This window comes from Methylobacterium sp. Leaf106 (assembly GCF_001422895.1).
GTDB classification, from domain to species: Bacteria; Pseudomonadota; Alphaproteobacteria; order Rhizobiales; family Beijerinckiaceae; genus Methylobacterium; species Methylobacterium bullatum.
On the sequence record NZ_LMNB01000035.1, the window covers coordinates 64461 to 82286 of the forward strand.

The window sequence follows — 17826 nt, forward strand, 5'->3', positions numbered from 1 at the left end:
AGCGTTGCGATCAGAGGTTCTTTTCCAGAACCTTCACCACGGCATCGACCCGGTCCTTGAAGTCGGCGACGTTGGAGAAGGGCCGCCAGTTCACGTCGAGGGTGCCGCCCTCGAAGGTCAGCCCGTTGGGGTAGTTCGAGGCCGGCGCGGTCTTCTCGTCGAACCGGATGCGGATCGCCTTGAGCTTCTGGGCAAGGGCGTCCCGGCCCATCTTGTCCTTGCCGACCTCCTTCAGCCCGGCGGCGATGGGCTCGAAGATCGTCTTCCCGAAATAGCCTTCGTCCGCATAGTACTTGGCATCGCCGGGGATCGTCAGCTGGTCCCAGGCGACCTCCACCGGCACGGGCATGCCCGCCGCGTCCTGGATCGCCTTCTCGTAGGCGGGATAGCGGTCCTGGCGGTAGGCGGCGATCGCCCGGCGCTCGGCGAGGCCCACCGTCGGCTCGGCCCATGCCGCCGATGCGGAGAGCAGAACGAGGGCGGTGGCTTCGAGAACGTGGCGGCGTGACATCATGCGGCGGTTCCTTCGTGGTGCGGCGGCCCCGGATCACGGGCCTGGGGTGACGGTTCGACGGCCGGAGCGAGGCGCCTTCAGGAGGCCGCGCGCCGGTTGCGGATCATCCCGGCGATGCCCAGCACGATGATTGCGGCCAGCGCCCCGGTGATCGCCAGGAAGGTGAGGGTGCGGTTCCACAGCCGGTCGAGGCCGAGATCGGTGGTGACGAGGTCGGGACGGCCCGCATCGGCCATCACCCGGATGCTGTAATCGCCCACATGTAGGCCGGTGAACACGTAGTTCACCCGGCGCGCCACGGTGCCGGTGGGCGTGCGCAGGTTCAGCGTCGCGTCGCAGATGTGAATCACGATCTTGGCGCTGCACTTGCCGTCCGTCACCCGCGCGTCGGCGACGGGATGGGCCGTGTCGCGGACCTGCCAATCCGAGAGCAGCGGCGGCGCCGTGTAGACGAGGCAGGCGCCGAGGAGTCCCGCGAGCGCCGCGAGGCCGAACAGCGTCCAGAAGATGTTGCCCCAGCCCTGGCGGGGAGGGGGGAGGCGCAAGGTGTCCGGGCTTTTCGCGGAAGCGGTCATGGGTGCGGGCCTCACGTGGCTCTGGCGTCGGGGGTGGAGCGGGCCGGGGATGAGCCGGCCTCGGCGAGGACGCGGCGCGCTTCCGCCGCGTGGCGGTAGCGGCCGATCAGGTCGGCGAAGTCCTGCAGCGTCATCTTCCGCGGCAGGCCGGCCCTGATCGTGACGATGCGGCGCTTGGGGTCGAGGCGGATCTTCCGGCCTCCCGGCACGAGCCGCGGGAACGGCGCTTCCGGCGGCAGGAGCAGGCGCGTGACGATTCCGGTCTGCTGCAGCGTCATGTCGAGATCGGCCATGTCGTCCCAGGGGATGGGCCGGTCGAGGCCGGGGATCGCCAGGGCTTCGGGCCGCAGGATCATCGTGGTCCGCTCACCCCGCCACAGCCTGAACAGGCCGAAACCCGCAAGCGCGGCCCCGCAGGCAAGGGCCACCCATGCCACGAGGCGTGCTTCCCAGGCCGACAATCCCGGAAAGCCGAGGGTCACCAGGCCGAGGGCGAAAGAGGCGAAGAGCAGTCCGGTGACCGCGAGGACGATGGCGCCGGGCCGGCTGTTCTCGCGCAGCACCCGCTCCTCGGTGCCGATCGCCGCCGCCGTCGCTTCGAGATGCGCCCGTACGGCCGCGTCATGCTCCTCCACGGCCCCCCGGAAATCCGCCGTGGCCGTCCGGCACAATCCGGCGGGGTCCGCGAAATAGGCGGCGAGCTGGCCCAGCGCGTGGGGCGGCGGCACGATGGCCGCGGCGGCCAGGAGTTCGGCGTCGAGGGTTCTGCCGAGGGCGGCGATGCGCTCGCGGGTCGGCGGATGGGTGTCGGTGGGGTGGGGCTGCTCGGCCTCCAGATGCGCGGCCGGGTCGTCGAGGCCGCGCGCGATCACGTGATCGAGGATGGCGGCGACGAGATCGGCGGGGGCCGATCCGGGCTTTTCGGCGGCGGCATCGAGCACCTCGGCGATGCGGGGCTGAACCGCGCCGGTGCGCAGCAGCGCTCGCGCGGCGGCATCCGCCGAGGTCGGTCCGGCGCCCGCGGCGTCGGCGGCGAATTCCCGCGCCCGGCTCCAGTGCCGCACGGCGAGGTGGAACCGCTCCATCACGAAGGCGCCGAGGCGCAAGGACGGGGTCAGCAGCCCGAAGGATCCGGCATGCCCTTCCGCCACCGCGTCGAGGGAGCGCCCGACTCCGGCATAGATCGGCAGGAAGCGCTGGCTGTAGGCGGTGTCGCCCCCGGCGTAATGGGCGAGTTCGTGGCCGATGATCGCCGCCACCTCGTCGCCGCGCATCAGGGCGAGGTAGGGCAGCGGGAGATAGAGGATGCGGCCCGTCAGCCGCTCGCCCCCCGGCTCCACAACGGCCGGCCCGGCGCTGACGAAGAAGCCTCCGGTGAGGCCCACCACCACGGCCTCGGGCTTGAGCGCTCCCAGCCGTTCGGCGAGCCCCTCGGTGAGACGCCACAGGCCGGGCGCTTCCGCCGGCGAGACGGTCCGGCCGAGGATCGGCAGCGGGTCGGGCTCGAAAGCGGCCAGCGCGCGGCGCAGGCCGAGGACGGTGGCGCCCGCCGTGACGAGGACGGCCCCGACGGCCACGGCGGCGATCATGAGCAGCTTGATCTCTCCGCTGCCGAGACCGGGCCTGGCGAGGATGCCGGCCTCGAAGATCACGGCGGCGACGAACCCTCCGGCGGTGAGGAGGACCTGGATGGCGAGGATGGGAGGCAGCAGCCGTCGCACCAGGGAGAAGCCGCCCACCAGCACGTCCCGCGAGGCCCGTCCCATCCATCCCAGGACGGCGCCGGCCAGGAGGACGAGGACGGACAGGGCCGCCGCGATGCCCCCGGCCGCGATGACGACGGGCGGCAGCGTCCGGCGCCAGTCCATCAGCAGGGTCAGGGTCGCGGTCTCGTCGCGCGCCGCCCGGGCCTGGACCAGGGCGAGGGGGCCGCCATAGCTTTGCCCGTTGCGGCGGAACTGCATGCGGTAATCGATGCGGCCGTCCCGTGGCTCCCGCGCCTCGAGATCCTGGACGATCCGCGTCAGGTGCAGGCGTTCCGCATCGAGATCGGCCCAGTCGGCGGCGGCGCGCTCCTGCTCCCAGACCCCGAGCAGCATGACAGCCAGGGGCAGCAGGACGGTGGCGGCCACGAGGCCGACCAGCGAGCGCAGACGCGATGGTGCGCGCGTAATCGTAGCGTCGGCGATGCCTGCCTCCCGAGATGTGTCTTCGCACAAACGGGCATGGGCATAGGCGACTTCCTAGGAAAAATCACCCTTCGAGGCGCACGCCCGATCCAGACGGCCTTCTGGAAACTCTCCCCATGGCGAGGTGGAGGGCGACGCCAGACCGCCCGCTGGCCAGAATGCCCCCTGGAATGAGGCATGAAACTTTTTTGTATGAAGCTCCGTAGGGGCGCGGATGAATCTCAACCTCTTTCCGGGTTTCTCCACCCCCGTGCTCGCCTCGACGGAGGCCGCCCTGATCGCCGCCGACGCGGCGTGGATCGCGGAATTGGCGAGCGTGTTCGGATCCGAGAGGATCGACGAGATGGCGGCGCAGCGCGCGGGCCGGGGCGAGGAGGGAAGTCGCCTCCGATCTCTCTACGATGCGCGCGAGCGTGCGTTGGCGGCATGGCGCGCCGCGCGCGGCATGGATTAGCCGCGCTGGCCGGTCCTATTGGGTTCAGAGACCATAGCTCCCCGTCATCCCCGATCCCGCAAGGCTGACGCCCTTCTTCGACGCGCGGTGTCCGTCGCCATAGGTGGGGGGCGCGTAGCCCTGTCGCGACTGCCGATGGATCGCGTCGCCGAGATCGCCGGCGACCTGCCGCAGGGTGGTCGCGTGGCAGGAGGCGGCGACCTTCGTTCCGAGTTCGCGGGTATGGCTCCGGGCATAGAGGAAGGCGGCGAGGCGGGCGCGGGTACGCTCGGGGATGGCGGCCATCAGCGCGGGGATGGCGTCGGCGTGGGCGCGGTAGATCTGTCCGAGCTCGTCGCCGGAAACAGGGCAGTCGTCGTTGAAGTCTTCGATGCCGATCGAACGGGCCTGGAACACTCGGATACCTGCAAGTTGGGTTGCCCCATCAGTGCGGCGCCGTGGTTAACGAATGGTGTCCATCCCCGCCGATCGGTGGGAAGTCGTTAACAGACGGTCGGTCGGCAGACCTTCACCGGCCCGGTGTCGATCGATCCCGTCGTGTCGGGGTCGCGGCTGAGCGAGGCGTGAGGACCGGGCTGAGGGGCGGTCTTGGGGATCTTCATCAGCTGGAAAGCGCACACGCAACAGAGGGCCAGCGAGGCCAGCCAGAGGGCACAGCGTGCGGTTTTGACGGTTTGTTTCGACATGGCCGCCAGGGTGGGCCCGATTGGTTAGCCAATGTTGAACGCCGGTCGGCGGCCGACCGAGGCGTCATTCCCGCCGCAATGCGGCGGCCAGACGCTCCGCGTCGCTGCGCATCAGGGCCAGGAAGTTCTGCGCCATCGGTCCCGAGCGCAGGTGATAGAGGGCGTGGACATCCGCCGACAGGATCGGCGAGACGACGGGCCTGTAGGTGACGTTCGCATGGGCGAGCTTCGCCACGAATTCCGGGATCAGGGCGACGCCGAATCCCGCCGCCACGAGGCTGGTGAGCGAGGCGGCCTCCACCGCCTGCTGCGAGATGGTCGGATAGAAGCCGGCGCCGATGCAGCATTGCAGGATGTGCCTGGCAAACAGCGAATCGCGCAGACGGAGGAAGACGAATTTCTCGTCCTTGAGTCGGCTCAGGGTCACCGACTCGCTCACGATCCCGTGGCCCTTGGGCAGGACCACGGCGATCCCCTCGCTCCAGGCCAGTTCGCTCAGGAGGTCCGGGTCCTGCGGCGGCGTGCGCAGGAAACTGATGTCCGTCTGGCCCGATTTCAGCGCGGCGATCTGCTTGTCCGGCGACATCTCGTGGATCTGGATGTCGACGCCGGCGAAGGTCTCCTGGAATTTATGGATCAGTCCGCCGAGCGGTCCGGCGAGCATCGAGCCCGTCAGGCCGACATTGAGTACGCCGACGCTGCCGCAGCCGATGGCATGCGCCCGCTCGGTGGCGTCCTGCGCGCTGTGGAGGATGGCCTTCGCCCGGACCAGGAAATCCTGGCCCGCCTGGGTGAGCGAGACGCGGCGGGTCGTCCGCTCCAGCAGGCAGGTTCCGATCTCCGTCTCCAGATCGCGGATCTGCTGGCTCAATGGCGGCTGCGCCACGCCGAGGGCCTCCGCGGCCGCCGTGAAACTCAGCTTTTCTGCGACGGCGACGAAGTAGCGGAGGTGGCGCAATTCCATGGCCGCCATTCATATGTGGAAGCTCTTAATGGCGACGAAAGAGATATTTGACGGCCGGCGCGGGTCGAACAATGCTGCACTCGGCGATTGGCGACGGCATGCCGCACCCGGGTGAGTCCCCCCGACGTGGCGCGGTCGCATCGACGACCCTTCCGATGCACCGGGGCCGGGCACGCGGAGCGACGAACGGCCTGAAGCAACGGTTGGAGGTTCGCATGCAGCGCTTCTTTGCGTCCCTGTTCGGTCAGGTGGTCGCGGCCCTCGTCCTCGGGATCGTCCTCGGCATCGTATGGCCGGATTTCGCCGTCGCCCTGAAGCCCCTCGGCGACGGGTTCATCAAGCTGATCAAGATGGCGATCGCGCCCCTGGTCTTCGGTGTCGTCGTGCATGGCATCGTCGGGGCGGGGGACCTGCGCAAGGTCGGCCGGGTCGGTCTCAAGGCGCTGATCTATTTCGAGGCGGTCACGACCGTGGCCCTCGTCCTCGGCATCGTCCTCGCCTACGCGTTCGCGCCGGGGGCCGGCATGAACATCGATCCCTCCACCCTCGATGCCAAGGCCATCGCCAGCTACACCGACCGGGTCGGGCAGGTGACGGGCACCGTCGACTTCCTGATGAAGATCATCCCGACCACGATCGTCGACGCCTTCGCCAAGGGCGACATCCTCCAGGTCCTCATCATCGCGATCCTGTTCGGTTCGGGACTGGCGCTGCTCGGCGAGCACGGGCAGCCCCTGGCGCAGAGCATCGAGCGGATCACCGCGGTCCTGTTCAAGATCATCGGCTTCATCGTGCGGCTGGCCCCCCTCGGCGTCCTCGGCGCCGTCGCCTTCACCGTCGGCAAGTACGGCATCGGCTCCCTGCGGCAGCTCGGGATGCTGGTGGCCCTGTTCTATGTGGGCGTCGCCTTCTTCGTCTTCGTCGTGCTCGGCGCGATCCTGCGCGCGGCCGGCTTCAGCATCCTGAAGCTCCTGGCCTATCTGCGCGAGGAACTCATGGTGGTGGCGGGCACGGCCTCCTCCGACAGCGTGCTGCCGCAGATCATGCGCAAGCTCGAACGGCTCGGCATCCGCGATTCCACCGTCGGCCTCGTGATCCCCACGGGCTACTCGTTCAACCTCGACGCCTTCTCCCTCTACCTCACCCTCGCCACCGTCTTCATCGCGCAGGCCACCAACACGCCCCTGTCCTTCGGGCACCTGATGCTGATCCTCGGCATCGCCCTCCTGACCTCCAAGGGCGCACACGGCGTCCCCGGATCGGCCATCGTCGTCCTGGCGGCGACTCTGTCGGCGGTGCCGGAAATCCCGGTGATCGGGCTGGTGCTGGTTCTGTCCATCGACTGGTTCGTCGGCATCGCCCGGGCCCTCGGCAACCTCATCGGCAATTGCGTGGCGACGGTGGTCATCGCCGCCTGGGAGGGCGATATCGACCGGGCGCAGGCCCACCGCGTCCTGAACGGAGAGGTCGCCACCGACACGGCGGCGGTGCTCGATAGCCCCCTCGCCAAGGCGTAGGCTCAGGGGGCGCATCCGGCGCTGCGCCCGCGACGACGATGGTCCGGACGGGCCGCATGACCTGTTGGAGACGAGCCCATGACCGCCTCTTCCTACAACCCGCCCTGCGGGGGGCTGCCGCCCCAGACCGCGCTGATGACCGGCCGGGCCGTGTTCACGGAGGCCTATGCGGTCATCCCGAAGGGCGTGATGAGTGACATCGTCACCAGCGTGCTGCCGTTCTGGGACGACACCCGCGCGTGGATCCTGTCCCGGCCGCTCTCCGGCTTCTCCGAGACCTTCGCCCAGTACCTGATGGAGGTCGCCCCCGGCGGCGGCAGCGAGCGCCCGGAACTCGATGCCCGCGCCGAGGGCGTGCTGTTCCTGGTCGGCGGTCATGCCAGCCTCGTCCTCGACGGGGCAACGCATGCCCTGCGGCCGGGCAGCTACGTCTATCTGCCGCCGGGCGCCGCCTGGACGCTGCGCAATGGCGGCGACGAGCCGACCCGCTTCCACTGGATCCGCAAGGCCTACGAGCCCGTGCCGGGCATCGACGTGCCCCCCGCCTTCATCCGCCACGATTCCAAGATCGAGCCCCGGGGCATGACCGGCACGAACGGCGTCTGGGCCACGACCCGCTTCGTCTCCCCCGACGACGTGCGCCACGACATGCACGTGAACATCGTGACGCTCCAGCCCGGCGCCTCGATCCCCTTCGAGGAGACCCATGTGATGGAGCACGGGCTCTTCGTGCTCGAAGGCAAGGCGGTCTACCGGCTCAACCGCGACTGGGTCGAAGTGGAGGCCGGCGATTTCATGTGGCTGCGCGCCTTCTGCCCCCAGGCCTGCTACGCGGGCGGCCCCGGCCCCTTCCGCTACCTGCTCTACAAGGACGTCAACCGCCACCCGGCCCTGACGCCGCGCAGGATCGGGTGATGGGCGCCCGCCACATCGTCGCCCGCCCGCTCACGCCCGAGGCCTTCGCCCCGTTCGGGACGGTCATCGACAAGGCGGCCGTCGATCCGCGCCCCATGAATGCGGGCATGGCCCGCCGCTTCCACGATCTGGCGGAGGTCCGCGCCATCGGCGAGGGCGCGCGGGTGGTGATCGGCCTCGTGGAGGCCCAACCCTATCCCCTGCCGCTGAGCGTCGGCCTCGTCGAGCGCCATCCCCTCGGCGCGCAGGCCTTCGTGCCGCTGAATGCCGCGCCGTTCCTCGTCGTGGTCTGCCCCGACGAGGACGGGCGGCCCGGCCCGCCGCAGGCCTTCGTCACGGCGCCGGGCCAGGGGATCTGCTACGACGTCGGCACCTGGCACGGCGTGCTGACCCCCTTCGGCGCCCCTCAGGAGTTCCTGGTGGTCGATCGCGGCGGGACGGGCATCAATCTCGAAGAGGTCCGGCTCGACGAGCCCTGGACGGTCGCTCTGCCGACAGCGTCGGAAGGATAAGCCGCCGCGATGTCCCTGAGGGCATCGCGAGCCGGACTTCCCGAGACCTCAGGAGCCGAACTTGTAGTTCAGCCCGACCCGGACGACGCTTCCCTCCGACCGGAAGCGTGAGGTGGCCTCCACGAGGGACTGGCCGAGTCCGCTGGAGCCTATCAGCGGGACGCTGCGCTTGCCGAGATCGTAATGCAGGTATTCCACCTTCAGCGTCACCGCGGAGGAGCGGAAGACGTTGAGGAAACTCTCGGTCGGCAGGGCGTATTCGATGCCCCCGCCATAGGCGAAGCCGGTCTCGAGACGGTCGATCCCGCCGGCGAAGAGGTCGAGGGTCGGAACTCCCGCCAATCGAAAGCTCGTCGCGCTCTGGTAGTTCACGTTGCCGTAGGCGAGACCGCCGGTGCCGTAGACCAGGACGCGGTCGAACGCGTAACCGAGCCGGCCGCGCACGGTGCCGAGGAAATCGAGGCTTTGCCGCGTGGTGGTGACCACGGCCGAATCGCTGCCCGAACCGAAGAGGCCACGCGACCTGCGCTTGGTCTCGTCGAGATCGGTATAGGCGATATCGGTCTCGACGCCGAGGACGAGGCCCGCGCCGGGGGTGAGCTGGTAATTGTACCCGGCCTGACCGCCGGCCACGAAGCCTTCCTGCCGGGAGGACAGCGAGGCGATGCCGGCGCGCTCGATGAAGAAATCGGTGCCGCTGCCATTCACCGAGGTCGCCGCCGTGCGGACGGTCTGCCGGTCGGTGAAACCGTATCCGGCCTGCACGCCTGCATAGAAGCCGGTCCAGCTGAAAGCCGGGACAGGCACGACGACGGGCGGCGGTGCGGAACGACGGGGCAGGTCCGCCGCAGCCACGGTTCCGGTCATCAGCCCGATCATCGCGCCGACACCCAACACAATCTTCGCCATCGTCCCCTCACCGCCTCCATTGAGGCAGCGACGTGAATCATAGGCGTGATCCTGGGATAGTGCCGGGAAGACACAATTTCGGAACGACCGTCCGAAATTCTTAACCAAGACGCGACGTGGCTGACTCTCCCTCGTGACGGTGCAAAAATGTCACTGTCATGTGCCCGCCGTCCGGTTTCCACAGCCCGTTAGAGCCGCTCCTCCACGAAGGCGCGCATGAGCAGATGCGCGATCGCCATGGGCGGCGGCACGGTCAAACCCTCGCCATGGGTGCCGGCGATCATCGCCGCTACCTCGTCGCGGGTGAACCAGCGGGCGTCGGCGAGTTCGGCCGGATCGATGGTGATCGCCTCGTCCAGGGCTTCCGCCGCGCAACCGATCATCAGCGACGACGGGAACGGCCAGGGTTGTGAGGCATGGTAGGTCACCGCGCCGATCCTAAGCCCCGCCTCTTCGAGGGTCTCGCGGCGGACCGCGTCTTCGATGGTCTCGCCGGGCTCCAGGAAGCCGGCGAGGCAGGAATACATCCCCTCCTTGAAGCGCGGCGAGCGCCCGAGCAGGCAGGAGTCTCCCCGCCGGATCAGCATGATCACCACGGGATCGACGCGGGGGAAGTGATGGGTCTCGCAGGTCGGGCATTCGCGGCGGAAACCACCGGCGGCAAAACGGGTGGCGGTTCCGCAATTGGCGCAGAAGCCGTGGCGGGCATGCCAGGCCAGGATCGATTTCGCCGTGGCGAGAAGGCCGAGCTCGTGCGGCGCCACCGCGTTCTCGGCGGCGAGGCTGCGCAGGTCGGTGGTGCGGAAACCGGGATCGGACTCGTACCCGTCGGCGGCCTCCGGGGAGACCGCGCAGGCGAAGACTGGAGCCCCGTCGAGGCGGCCGAGGAACAGCGTGAGATCGGCGTGGCAGGCGCTCGCCGCCTGCCCGGAGGGGAGGAGCGCCGTGTCGCCGGCAAGGACGATGCGGTCCCCCGCCACGAGCACGATCCGAGCCTCCGGCGCGTCCGGCTTCGGCACGAGGTCGCTGCTCTCGGCCGAATGGCGGACGAGCCGGCTCTCCGCATAGCCGAGTTGGTCGAGGCGCGCGCTCATCAGGCGGCCGCGAACAGGGCGCCGATGCGCTCGATCATCTGGGCGCGGGCGTGGTGCGGATAGGGCTGGCCCGTGCCGACGCCCCAGACCGGCGAGGGCCAGGCCGGATCGGACAAGAAGCGCCCGATCACGTGGACATGGAGCTGCGGCACGACGTTGCCCAAGGCGGCGACGTTGACCTTGTCGGGCTTGGCGAGGGTCAGCATCACGCCGGTGGCGATCCGGATCTCGTCCATGAGGTCGCGCGCATCCTCCGCCGACAGGTCGGTGAGTTCGCTGGCACCCGTCCGGCGCGGCACCAGGATCAGCCAGGGAAACCGGGCATCGTCCATCAGCAGGACGCTGCACAAGGCGAGGTCGCCCACCGGCACGGTGTCGGCGACGAGGCGCGGGTCGAGGGTGAATTCGTCTGTCATCGCCGCTCAAGCTGGGATGCGTCGGGAATGCGGAGTTCTCGCCGGTTCGGCGTCGTAAGTCACGCGGGCGCGGGCCGCTCGGTGTCGAGGAAGCGGAACAGGGCCGGCGCGTTGGCATGCGCCACGTTGAAGCGCAGCCACGGGGTCGGCTCCTGATCGGCGCGGAACAGGTGCCCGGGAGCGAGCATGATGCCCTTGGCGGCGGCCCTCTGCGCCAGGCCGGCCGTGTCCGGATCGCCGCCGAAGCCGGCCCAGAGGAAGAGCCCGTTGGCGGGGCGGTGGAACAGCGACAGGCCCACCGAGAGCAGGGCGTCGGCCACAATCTTCTGCTCGGCGGCGAGCTTTTCGCGGAGCCGCGCGATGTGGAGGCGATACTGGCCTTCCGTCAGGATCGAGTGGACGATGCTCTCGGAAATCTCCGAGCTCGTCAGGCTCGCCGCCATCTTCATGCGCAGGAGCCGCTGCGCATTCTCGGGGTTGCAGGCGAGATAGCCGACCCGCAGGGCGGGCGAGATGGTCTTCGAGAAGCTGCTGATGTGGATGACGCGCGCGAGCTGGTCGAGGCTGGCGATGCTGGGCGCCGTCTCCTCGACGAAGCTCGCATAGATGTCGTCCTCGACGATCTGGAAGTCGTGTTTCTCGGCGATGCGGAGGATCTGGTAGGCGGTGGCCGGCGAGCAGGACGTGCCGGTGGGGTTGTGGAAGCTCGTATTGGTGAAGAACAGCTTCGGCTTGTGGCGCTCCGCCAGTGCCTGGAGCGCGGGGATCGACGGTCCCTGGAGGGTCCGCTCGACGCCGACGATGGTCACCCCCATGGCGTTGAGCGAGGGGTAGAGGTTGCAATAGCCGGGATCGTCCACGAAGGCGACGTCGCCCGGCTGCAGGAAGGTCCGCATGGTCAAATCGAGGGCCTGGCTCGCCCCATGCGTCAGCAGGATCTGGTCCGGCTCGCACTCGATGTTGCGCTGGGCGAGGAGCAGCTGGATCGCCCGGCGCAAGGGGGCGTGGCCGAGGGGATGCCCATAGCGCGAGACCAGCCGGTCGGGGCGCCGCGCCAGGGCCGCCAGGGCCTGCTTGATCCCGTCGGCGAACAGGTGGCTGTCGGGCAGCCAGCCGCATCCGGCTTTGACGGTGAAGGCGTCCTCCTCGTAGACCCGCTGGAGCAGCCAGCCGGAATCCACCGAGATCTGCACGGGCTTGCGCCGGGGTACGCTGGCCTTGCGGTCGAGCAGCCGGGCCGAGACGAAGTATCCGCTCGCGCGCCGGGCCTCGAGCAGGCCGTCCGCCACCAACCGGTTATAGGCGTTCGACACGGTCAGCGTGCTCACGCCGCACTGAACGGCCAGCTTGCGCACCGAGGGCAGGCGGGCGCCCGGCGCCACGCTCCCGCTGCGGATGCGCTCGGACACAGCCTCCACCAGCTGGGCGACGAGGGGAGCGGTGCTGGCGGGGTCGAGGCTGATCATGGGCCGTCTTTTCAGGGCTGGACCGGTCTCGGCGATCCGACTGTATGGGCGGGTGAACAGATACAGCTGCGCGTGCCAACCCGCCAACTGTCTATAGTCGGTGAGCTTGGGCCGGGCGATAACGCAGTGCGGCGAGGGTCGGGTTCTTGCATCGCGGATCGGCGGAGAGACACATGGATCATGCGATCATCGACCAGGCGGCGGACCGGCAGCTCAATGTCGAGCCCTACTGGATGCCGTTCACGCCCAATCGCCACGTGAAGGCCGACCCGACGCCGCGCATCGTCACCTCGGCCAAGGGCGCCTATTACCGCACCGCCGACGGGCGCGAACTGTTCGACAGCCTGTCGGGCCTGTGGTGCTGCCCCCTCGGCCATGCCCAGCCGCGGATCGTCGAGGCCCTGCGCCGGCAGGCCGAGACGCTCGATTACTGTCCCGCCTTCCAGATGACCAACCCGGTGACGCTGCGGCTGGCCGAGCGCATCGCCGACATGGCGCCGGACGGGCTGGACCGAGTGTTCTTCACCAATTCCGGCTCGGAGGCCGTCGATACCGCCCTCAAGATCGCGCTTGGTTATCACCGCCTGCGCGGCGAGGCCGGCCGCTTCCGCATGATCGGCCGTGAGAAGGGCTATCACGGCGTCGGCTTCGGCGGCATGTCGGTGGGCGGCATGGTGGCCAACCGCAAGATGTTCGCCACCGCCATGATCCAGGGCGTCGACCACCTGCGCCATACCCACGATTACGCCGAGATGGCCTTCTCCAAGGGCCAGCCCGCCTGGGGCGCGCATCTCGCCGACGACCTCGAGCGGATGGTGGCGCTGCACGATGCGGGCACCATCGCCTGCGTCATCGTCGAGCCGCTGCAGGGCTCGGCGGGGGTCATCGTGCCGCCGCTGGGCTATCTCCAGCGCCTGCGCGAAATCTGTACGCGGCATGGCATCCTGCTGATCTTCGACGAGGTGATTACCGGCTTCGGGCGGCTCGGCGCGCCCTTCGGCGCTGACCGCCTCGGCGTGATCCCCGACATGATCACCTTCGCCAAGGGCATCACCAACGGCATCGTTCCGATGGGCGGCGTGATCGTGCGGAAGGAGATCTACGACACGTTCATGACCGGGCCGGCCGCGGCGGTGGAGCTGTTCCACGGCTACACCTATTCGGGCCATCCCCTGGCGGCGGCCGTCGCTCATGCCTCCCTCGACCTCATGGAGGAGGGCGACCTCTTCGCCCGCGTGCGCGAGTTGGAGCCGATCCTCGAGGGGGCCGTCCACACGCTGCGCGACGAGCCGGGCATCAAGGACATCCGCAATTTCGGCCTGACGGCGGCGGTGGACCTCGAACCGACACCGGGCCAGCCCGGCGCGCGCGCGCTGCGGATCTTCGAGCGCGGCCTGCGCGAGGGCATCCTCCTGCGCTTCACCGGCGACACCATCGCCATGGGGCCGCCCTTCATCTCGACCCAAGCCCAGATCACCGGCATGATCGAGATGCTGCGCGGCCTCATCCGCGCCGAAGCCTAATCGGCGGCGGCGCTCACCCGATAGACGGCCCGTGACCCGTTCCATTCTCTTCGAAGGTTGAACCGACATGCCCCTGATGCGCTTCGATATCCTGGAAGGCCGCACCGATTCCGAACTGAAGACGCTCCTCGACGCCGCGCACGAGGCGATGCTGGAGGCGTTCAACGTCCCGCCGGGCGACCGCTACCAGATCGTCACCGAGCACAAGCCCTCGCGGATGATCGTCGAGGATACCGGGCTCGACATCCCGCGCACCAAGGACGTGGTGGTGGTCCAGATGATCACCCGGCCGCGCGGCAAGGAGAAGAAGCAGCTGTTCTACAAGCTGCTGACCGAGAAGCTCGAAGCCGCCTGCGGCATCGCCCCGGCCGACGTCATGGTCTCGACGGTGGAGAACACCGACGAGGATTGGTCCTTCGGTCACGGCCGGGCGCAGTTCCTCACCGGCGAGCTCTGACAATCGGTTTATCGGATTTCTCAGCGGTTGCTCAAACCAAAGTCGATCATCCTATCCGACCCCCTCATCCTGAGGTGCCCTTTGCACGAGCAAAGGGCTTTGAGGGAGCCCTCCAGTCATCGCGCGATCCCTGGAGGGCTCCTTCGAGGCCGCTACGCGGCACCTCACGATGAGGTAAAGCCTTGGAAAAACAACTCAAACAGTCCCTGGGCGGGGCTCGCGACGAGGGTCGCCGCTTCTGCGGCCTGAAACCTGCGACACGCCATCAGGACTGAGCGAGGTGACGTGTCGGCCCGCCGATGCGAACCCGCTCGGGGCGTCGAGCCCAGTCCGGACCCTACCCCGACCCTCTACGGAACGCCGGCCATGCATGTCCTGATCCTCGGTGGCGGTGTCGTCGGCGTCACCTCGGCCTATTACCTGGCCAAAGCCGGCCACCGGGTCACCGTGCTGGAGCGCCAGCCGGCGGCGGGGCTCGAGACGAGTTTCGCCAATGCCGGCCAGGTCTCGCCGGGATATTCGGCGCCCTGGGCCGCTCCGGGCATCCCGCTGAAAGCCATGAAGTGGCTGATGATGCGTCACCGGCCCCTCGTGGTCTGGCCGAGCTTCGAGCCGCGTTTCTACGGATGGCTCGCCCGCATGCTGGCGAATTGCACGGAGGAGGCCTACCAGCGCAACAAGGGCCGGATGGTGCGCCTGGCCGAGTACAGCCGCGACGTGCTGCGCGACCTGCGCGCCGAGACCGGCATCAGTTACGACCATCGCGAGCAGGGCACGCTCCAGCTGTTCCGGACACAGAAGCAGCTCGACCATGTCGGGGACGACACCCGCGTCCTCGACGCCTATGGCGTTCCCTACGCGGTGCTGGACCCCGCCGGCTGCATCATGGCCGAGCCGGCCCTGGCGCGGGTGGCCGGGACCTTCGTCGGAGGCCTGCGGCTCCCCGGCGACGAGACCGGCGACGCCCACCTCTTCACCCAGCGCCTCGCCGCACTCTGCGAAGACCTCGGCGTGGTCTTCCGCTACGGCACGGCCATCACCGGTCTACGCAGCGAAGGCGACCGGATCGGCGGCGTGGCGACGGCAGGCGGCGAAATCCTGACAGCCGACGCCTATGTGGCGGCCATGGGCAGCTACACCCCGGCTCTGCTCCGGCCCTTCGGCATCGACCTGCCGATCTATCCGGTGAAGGGCTATTCCCTCACCCTGCCGGTCACCGATGCGGAGGCGGCGCCGGTCTCGACGGTGATGGACGAGACCTACAAGGTCGCGATCACCCGGCTCGGCGACCGCATCCGGGTCGGCGGCACCGCCGAGCTCGCCGGTTTCAGCGCGGTCCTGCGCGGACCGCGCCGGGAAACCCTGCTCCGCTCCGTGGGCGACCTGTTCCCCGCCGGTGGCGACCTTGCTCAGGCCAAGTTCTGGACCGGCCTGCGGCCGATGACGCCGGATGGCACGCCCATCGTCGGCGGAACGCGCCTGTCGAACCTCTATACCAATACCGGCCATGGCACCCTGGGCTGGACTATGGCCTGCGGCTCGGGCCGGGTGCTGGCCGACCTCATCTCCGGCCGCACGCCGGATATCGCCACGCCGGACCTAGCCGTCAGCCGCTACGCAAGCGGTGCCTGACGATGGGGCGATGCCCCCTCGCGCCGGGGCGCGAGGGGGTGGGGCGAGGCGGCCTATTCGGCCGCGTCGACGTAGAGCTTGCCGCCCTCGGCCTGGAACTCGGCGGATTTCGCCGCCATTCCCGCCTCGCGCTCGGCCTGGCTCATGGGGGTCGCCTCGCCCAGCACCTGTCCGGCCGCCTCCATGGCGAGCACCTCGGCGCGCAGATCCTGCGTGATCTTCATCGAGCAGAATTTCGGGCCGCACATGGAGCAGAAATGCGCGACCTTATGGGCGTCCTTCGGCAGGGTCTCGTCGTGATAAGCGCGCGCCGTGTCGGGATCGAGGGACAGGTTGAACTGGTCCTCCCAGCGGAAGTCGAACCGGGCGCGTGACAGGGCGTCGTCGCGCAGCTGCGCCGCCGGATGGCCCTTGGCGAGATCGGCGGCATGGGCCGCGATCTTGTAGGTGATCACGCCTTCCTTCACGTCGTCGCGGTTGGGCAGGCCGAGATGCTCCTTCGGGGTGACGTAGCAGAGCATGGCGCAGCCGAACCAGCCGATCATGGCGGCGCCGATGCCCGAGGTGATGTGGTCGTAGCCCGGTGCGATGTCGGTGGTCAGCGGGCCGAGGGTGTAGAACGGCGCCTCGCCGCACTCTTCCAGCTGCTTTTCCATGTTCACCTTGATCTTGTGCATCGGCACGTGGCCGGGGCCCTCGATCATGGTCTGGCAGCCCTTGTCCCAAGCGATCTTGGTGAGTTCGCCGAGGGTCTCGAGTTCCGCGAACTGGGCCGCGTCGTTGGCATCCGCGATGGAGCCGGGGCGCAGGCCGTCGCCCAGCGAGAACGAGACGTCGTAGGCCCGCATGATGTCGCAGATCTCGTCGAACCGCTCGTAGAGGAACGATTCCCGGTGACCGGCGAGGCACCAACGCGCCATGATCGAGCCGCCGCGCGAGACGATGCCGGTGACGCGGCGAGCGGTGAGCGGCACATGGGCGAGGCGCACGCCCGCATGGATGGTGAAATAGTCGATGCCCTGCTCGGCCTGCTCGATGAGGGTGTCCTTGAAGACCTCCCAGTCGAGCTTCAGCGGATCGCCGCCGACTTTCTCGAGCGCCTGATAGATCGGCACGGTGCCGATCGGGACGGGCGAGTTGCGCACGATCCACGAGCGGATGTTGTGGATGTTGCGGCCGGTGGAGAGGTCCATCACCGTGTCGGCGCCCCAGCGGGTCGCCCAGACCAGTTTCTCCACCTCTTCGGCGGCGGACGACGTCACGGCCGAATTGCCGATATTGGCGTTGATCTTGACGAGGAAGTTGCGGCCGATCGCCATCGGCTCCACCTCGGGGTGGTTGATGTTGGCCGGGATGATGGCGCGGCCGCGCGCCACCTCGTCGCGCACGAATTCCGGGGTGATGAAGGCGGGGAGCGACGCGCCGAAGCTGTTGCCGTCGGCCAGTGCGGTCTGCGCGCCTTCCAGCATCGTCTCGCGGGCGAGGTTCTCGCGGTGGGCGACGTAGATCATCTCCTCGGTGATGATCCCGGCTTTGGCGAACTCGTACTGCGTCACCATCTGGCCGGGGCCGGCCTTGCGGATCTGGCGCGTCGCCGGACAGGGGGCGACGAGCTTGTCCTCCGGCACGAAACCGTTGTCCTCGGGCTTGACCGCGCGCGGCGTGATCGTGGCGTAGCCGCGCTTGGCGATCCACGGGTCGCGCAGCAGGGGCAGACCGGCATTCAGGTCGATCCGGGCATCGGTCTCGGTATAGGGACCCGACGGATCGTAGACCCGCACCGGGGCCTCCTTCGGATCGCTCAACGTGACCTCGCGGAACGGCACCCGGATGTCGTCACGGCCGGCCACGCTCGCATAGACTTTGCGCGAGCCCATGATCGGGCCGGTGGTCACCGCTTGCGGCTGCCCCTTGGCGGGTTCTTGTCCGGAAAGGTCTTTGGGGAGGACGGGTGCGTTCATTTCGGATTCGCTCCTGGCGTGGGAGGCGATCCGGTTCGCAAC

General features: G+C 68.8%; 17 protein-coding genes. 7 read left to right on the forward strand and 10 right to left on the reverse strand.

Annotation, left to right across the window (positions count from 1 at the left end; translation table 11 throughout):
• Positions 1 to 10 precede the first annotated feature (10 nt).
• The 3 genes from ASF34_RS20555 to ASF34_RS20565 all read right to left on the reverse strand — a co-directional run bounded on the left by ASF34_RS20555 (position 11) and on the right by ASF34_RS20565 (position 3188).
• Complete coding sequence (locus ASF34_RS20555; RefSeq protein ID WP_018045554.1) at positions 11 to 514, reverse strand: hypothetical protein; 504 nt, start codon at positions 512 to 514, stop codon at positions 11 to 13.
• Between the two features lie 77 nt (positions 515 to 591).
• Entirely contained in the window at positions 592 to 1089 is a 498-nt protein-coding gene (locus ASF34_RS20560; protein WP_018045553.1) for a hypothetical protein, read from the reverse strand.
• 11 nt (positions 1090 to 1100) lie between these two features.
• Positions 1101 to 3188, reverse strand: coding sequence for a M48 family metalloprotease (locus tag ASF34_RS20565; protein WP_043764950.1), 2088 nt, complete (start codon positions 3186 to 3188; stop codon positions 1101 to 1103).
• Between the two features lie 304 nt (positions 3189 to 3492).
• On the opposite strand from ASF34_RS20565, the gene ASF34_RS20570 reads away from it, so the two are divergent.
• Entirely contained in the window at positions 3493 to 3732 is a 240-nt protein-coding gene (locus ASF34_RS20570; RefSeq protein WP_018045551.1) for a hypothetical protein, read from the forward strand.
• Positions 3733 to 3756: 24 nt separating this feature from the next.
• On the opposite strand, the gene ASF34_RS20575 is transcribed toward ASF34_RS20570, so the two are convergent.
• Together ASF34_RS20575 and ASF34_RS20580 are read right to left on the reverse strand one after the other, a co-directional pair.
• Positions 3757 to 4128, reverse strand: coding sequence for a hypothetical protein (locus tag ASF34_RS20575; protein ID WP_056164121.1), 372 nt, complete (start codon positions 4126 to 4128; stop codon positions 3757 to 3759).
• Between the two features lie 354 nt (positions 4129 to 4482).
• Positions 4483 to 5382: a LysR family transcriptional regulator gene (locus tag ASF34_RS20580; protein WP_056164124.1), complete on the reverse strand. Its 900-nt coding sequence runs from the start codon at positions 5380 to 5382 to the stop codon at positions 4483 to 4485.
• A gap of 215 nt (positions 5383 to 5597) precedes the next feature.
• Between ASF34_RS20580 and ASF34_RS20585 the strand changes: the two genes are divergently transcribed.
• From ASF34_RS20585 to ASF34_RS20595, 3 genes are all read left to right on the forward strand, one after another.
• Complete coding sequence (locus ASF34_RS20585) at positions 5598 to 6899, forward strand: dicarboxylate/amino acid:cation symporter (RefSeq protein ID WP_056164127.1); 1302 nt, start codon at positions 5598 to 5600, stop codon at positions 6897 to 6899.
• A gap of 78 nt (positions 6900 to 6977) precedes the next feature.
• On the forward strand, positions 6978 to 7814 hold the full coding sequence (locus ASF34_RS20590) for a bifunctional allantoicase/(S)-ureidoglycine aminohydrolase (RefSeq protein WP_018045546.1): 837 nt from the start codon (positions 6978 to 6980) through the stop codon (positions 7812 to 7814).
• Positions 7814 to 8326, forward strand: a complete 513-nt coding sequence (locus ASF34_RS20595; protein WP_018045545.1) for an ureidoglycolate lyase — start codon at positions 7814 to 7816, stop codon at positions 8324 to 8326. The genes ASF34_RS20590 and ASF34_RS20595 overlap by 1 nt, the downstream gene beginning before the upstream one ends.
• A 48-nt stretch (positions 8327 to 8374) precedes the next feature.
• Here ASF34_RS20595 and ASF34_RS20600 read toward each other — a convergent pair whose 3' ends face one another.
• From ASF34_RS20600 to ASF34_RS20615, 4 genes are all read right to left on the reverse strand, one after another.
• On the reverse strand, positions 8375 to 9235 hold the full coding sequence (locus tag ASF34_RS20600; protein ID WP_056164131.1) for an outer membrane protein: 861 nt from the start codon (positions 9233 to 9235) through the stop codon (positions 8375 to 8377).
• Between the two features lie 188 nt (positions 9236 to 9423).
• On the reverse strand, positions 9424 to 10329 hold the full coding sequence (gene nudC, locus ASF34_RS20605) for an NAD(+) diphosphatase (RefSeq protein ID WP_056164134.1): 906 nt from the start codon (positions 10327 to 10329) through the stop codon (positions 9424 to 9426).
• Positions 10329 to 10745 (reverse strand): HIT domain-containing protein, encoded by a 417-nt coding sequence (locus ASF34_RS20610; protein ID WP_056141116.1) that lies wholly within the window; start codon positions 10743 to 10745, stop codon positions 10329 to 10331. The genes nudC and ASF34_RS20610 overlap by 1 nt, the downstream gene beginning before the upstream one ends.
• Before the next feature lie 59 nt (positions 10746 to 10804).
• Positions 10805 to 12211, reverse strand: coding sequence for an aminotransferase-like domain-containing protein (locus ASF34_RS20615; RefSeq protein ID WP_056164137.1), 1407 nt, complete (start codon positions 12209 to 12211; stop codon positions 10805 to 10807).
• Between the two features lie 173 nt (positions 12212 to 12384).
• Between ASF34_RS20615 and ASF34_RS20620 the strand changes: the two genes are divergently transcribed.
• The 3 genes from ASF34_RS20620 (at position 12385) to ASF34_RS20630 (ending at position 15823) form a co-directional block, all read left to right on the forward strand.
• A complete protein-coding gene (locus ASF34_RS20620; protein ID WP_018045540.1) occupies positions 12385 to 13734 on the forward strand; it encodes an aspartate aminotransferase family protein in 1350 nt (449 codons plus the stop codon).
• 67 nt (positions 13735 to 13801) lie between these two features.
• On the forward strand, positions 13802 to 14191 hold the full coding sequence (locus ASF34_RS20625; RefSeq protein ID WP_056141108.1) for a tautomerase family protein: 390 nt from the start codon (positions 13802 to 13804) through the stop codon (positions 14189 to 14191).
• A 366-nt stretch (positions 14192 to 14557) separates the two neighbouring features.
• Complete coding sequence (locus tag ASF34_RS20630) at positions 14558 to 15823, forward strand: D-amino acid dehydrogenase (RefSeq protein ID WP_056164140.1); 1266 nt, start codon at positions 14558 to 14560, stop codon at positions 15821 to 15823.
• A gap of 53 nt (positions 15824 to 15876) precedes the next feature.
• Here the strand turns inward: ASF34_RS20630 and thiC are convergent, their stop codons facing one another.
• Positions 15877 to 17784 carry a phosphomethylpyrimidine synthase ThiC gene (gene thiC / locus ASF34_RS20635; protein ID WP_056141096.1) on the reverse strand — a complete coding sequence of 636 codons (1908 nt, stop codon included), beginning with the start codon at positions 17782 to 17784 and terminating at the stop codon, positions 15877 to 15879.
• Between the last annotated feature and the right edge of the window lie 42 nt (positions 17785 to 17826).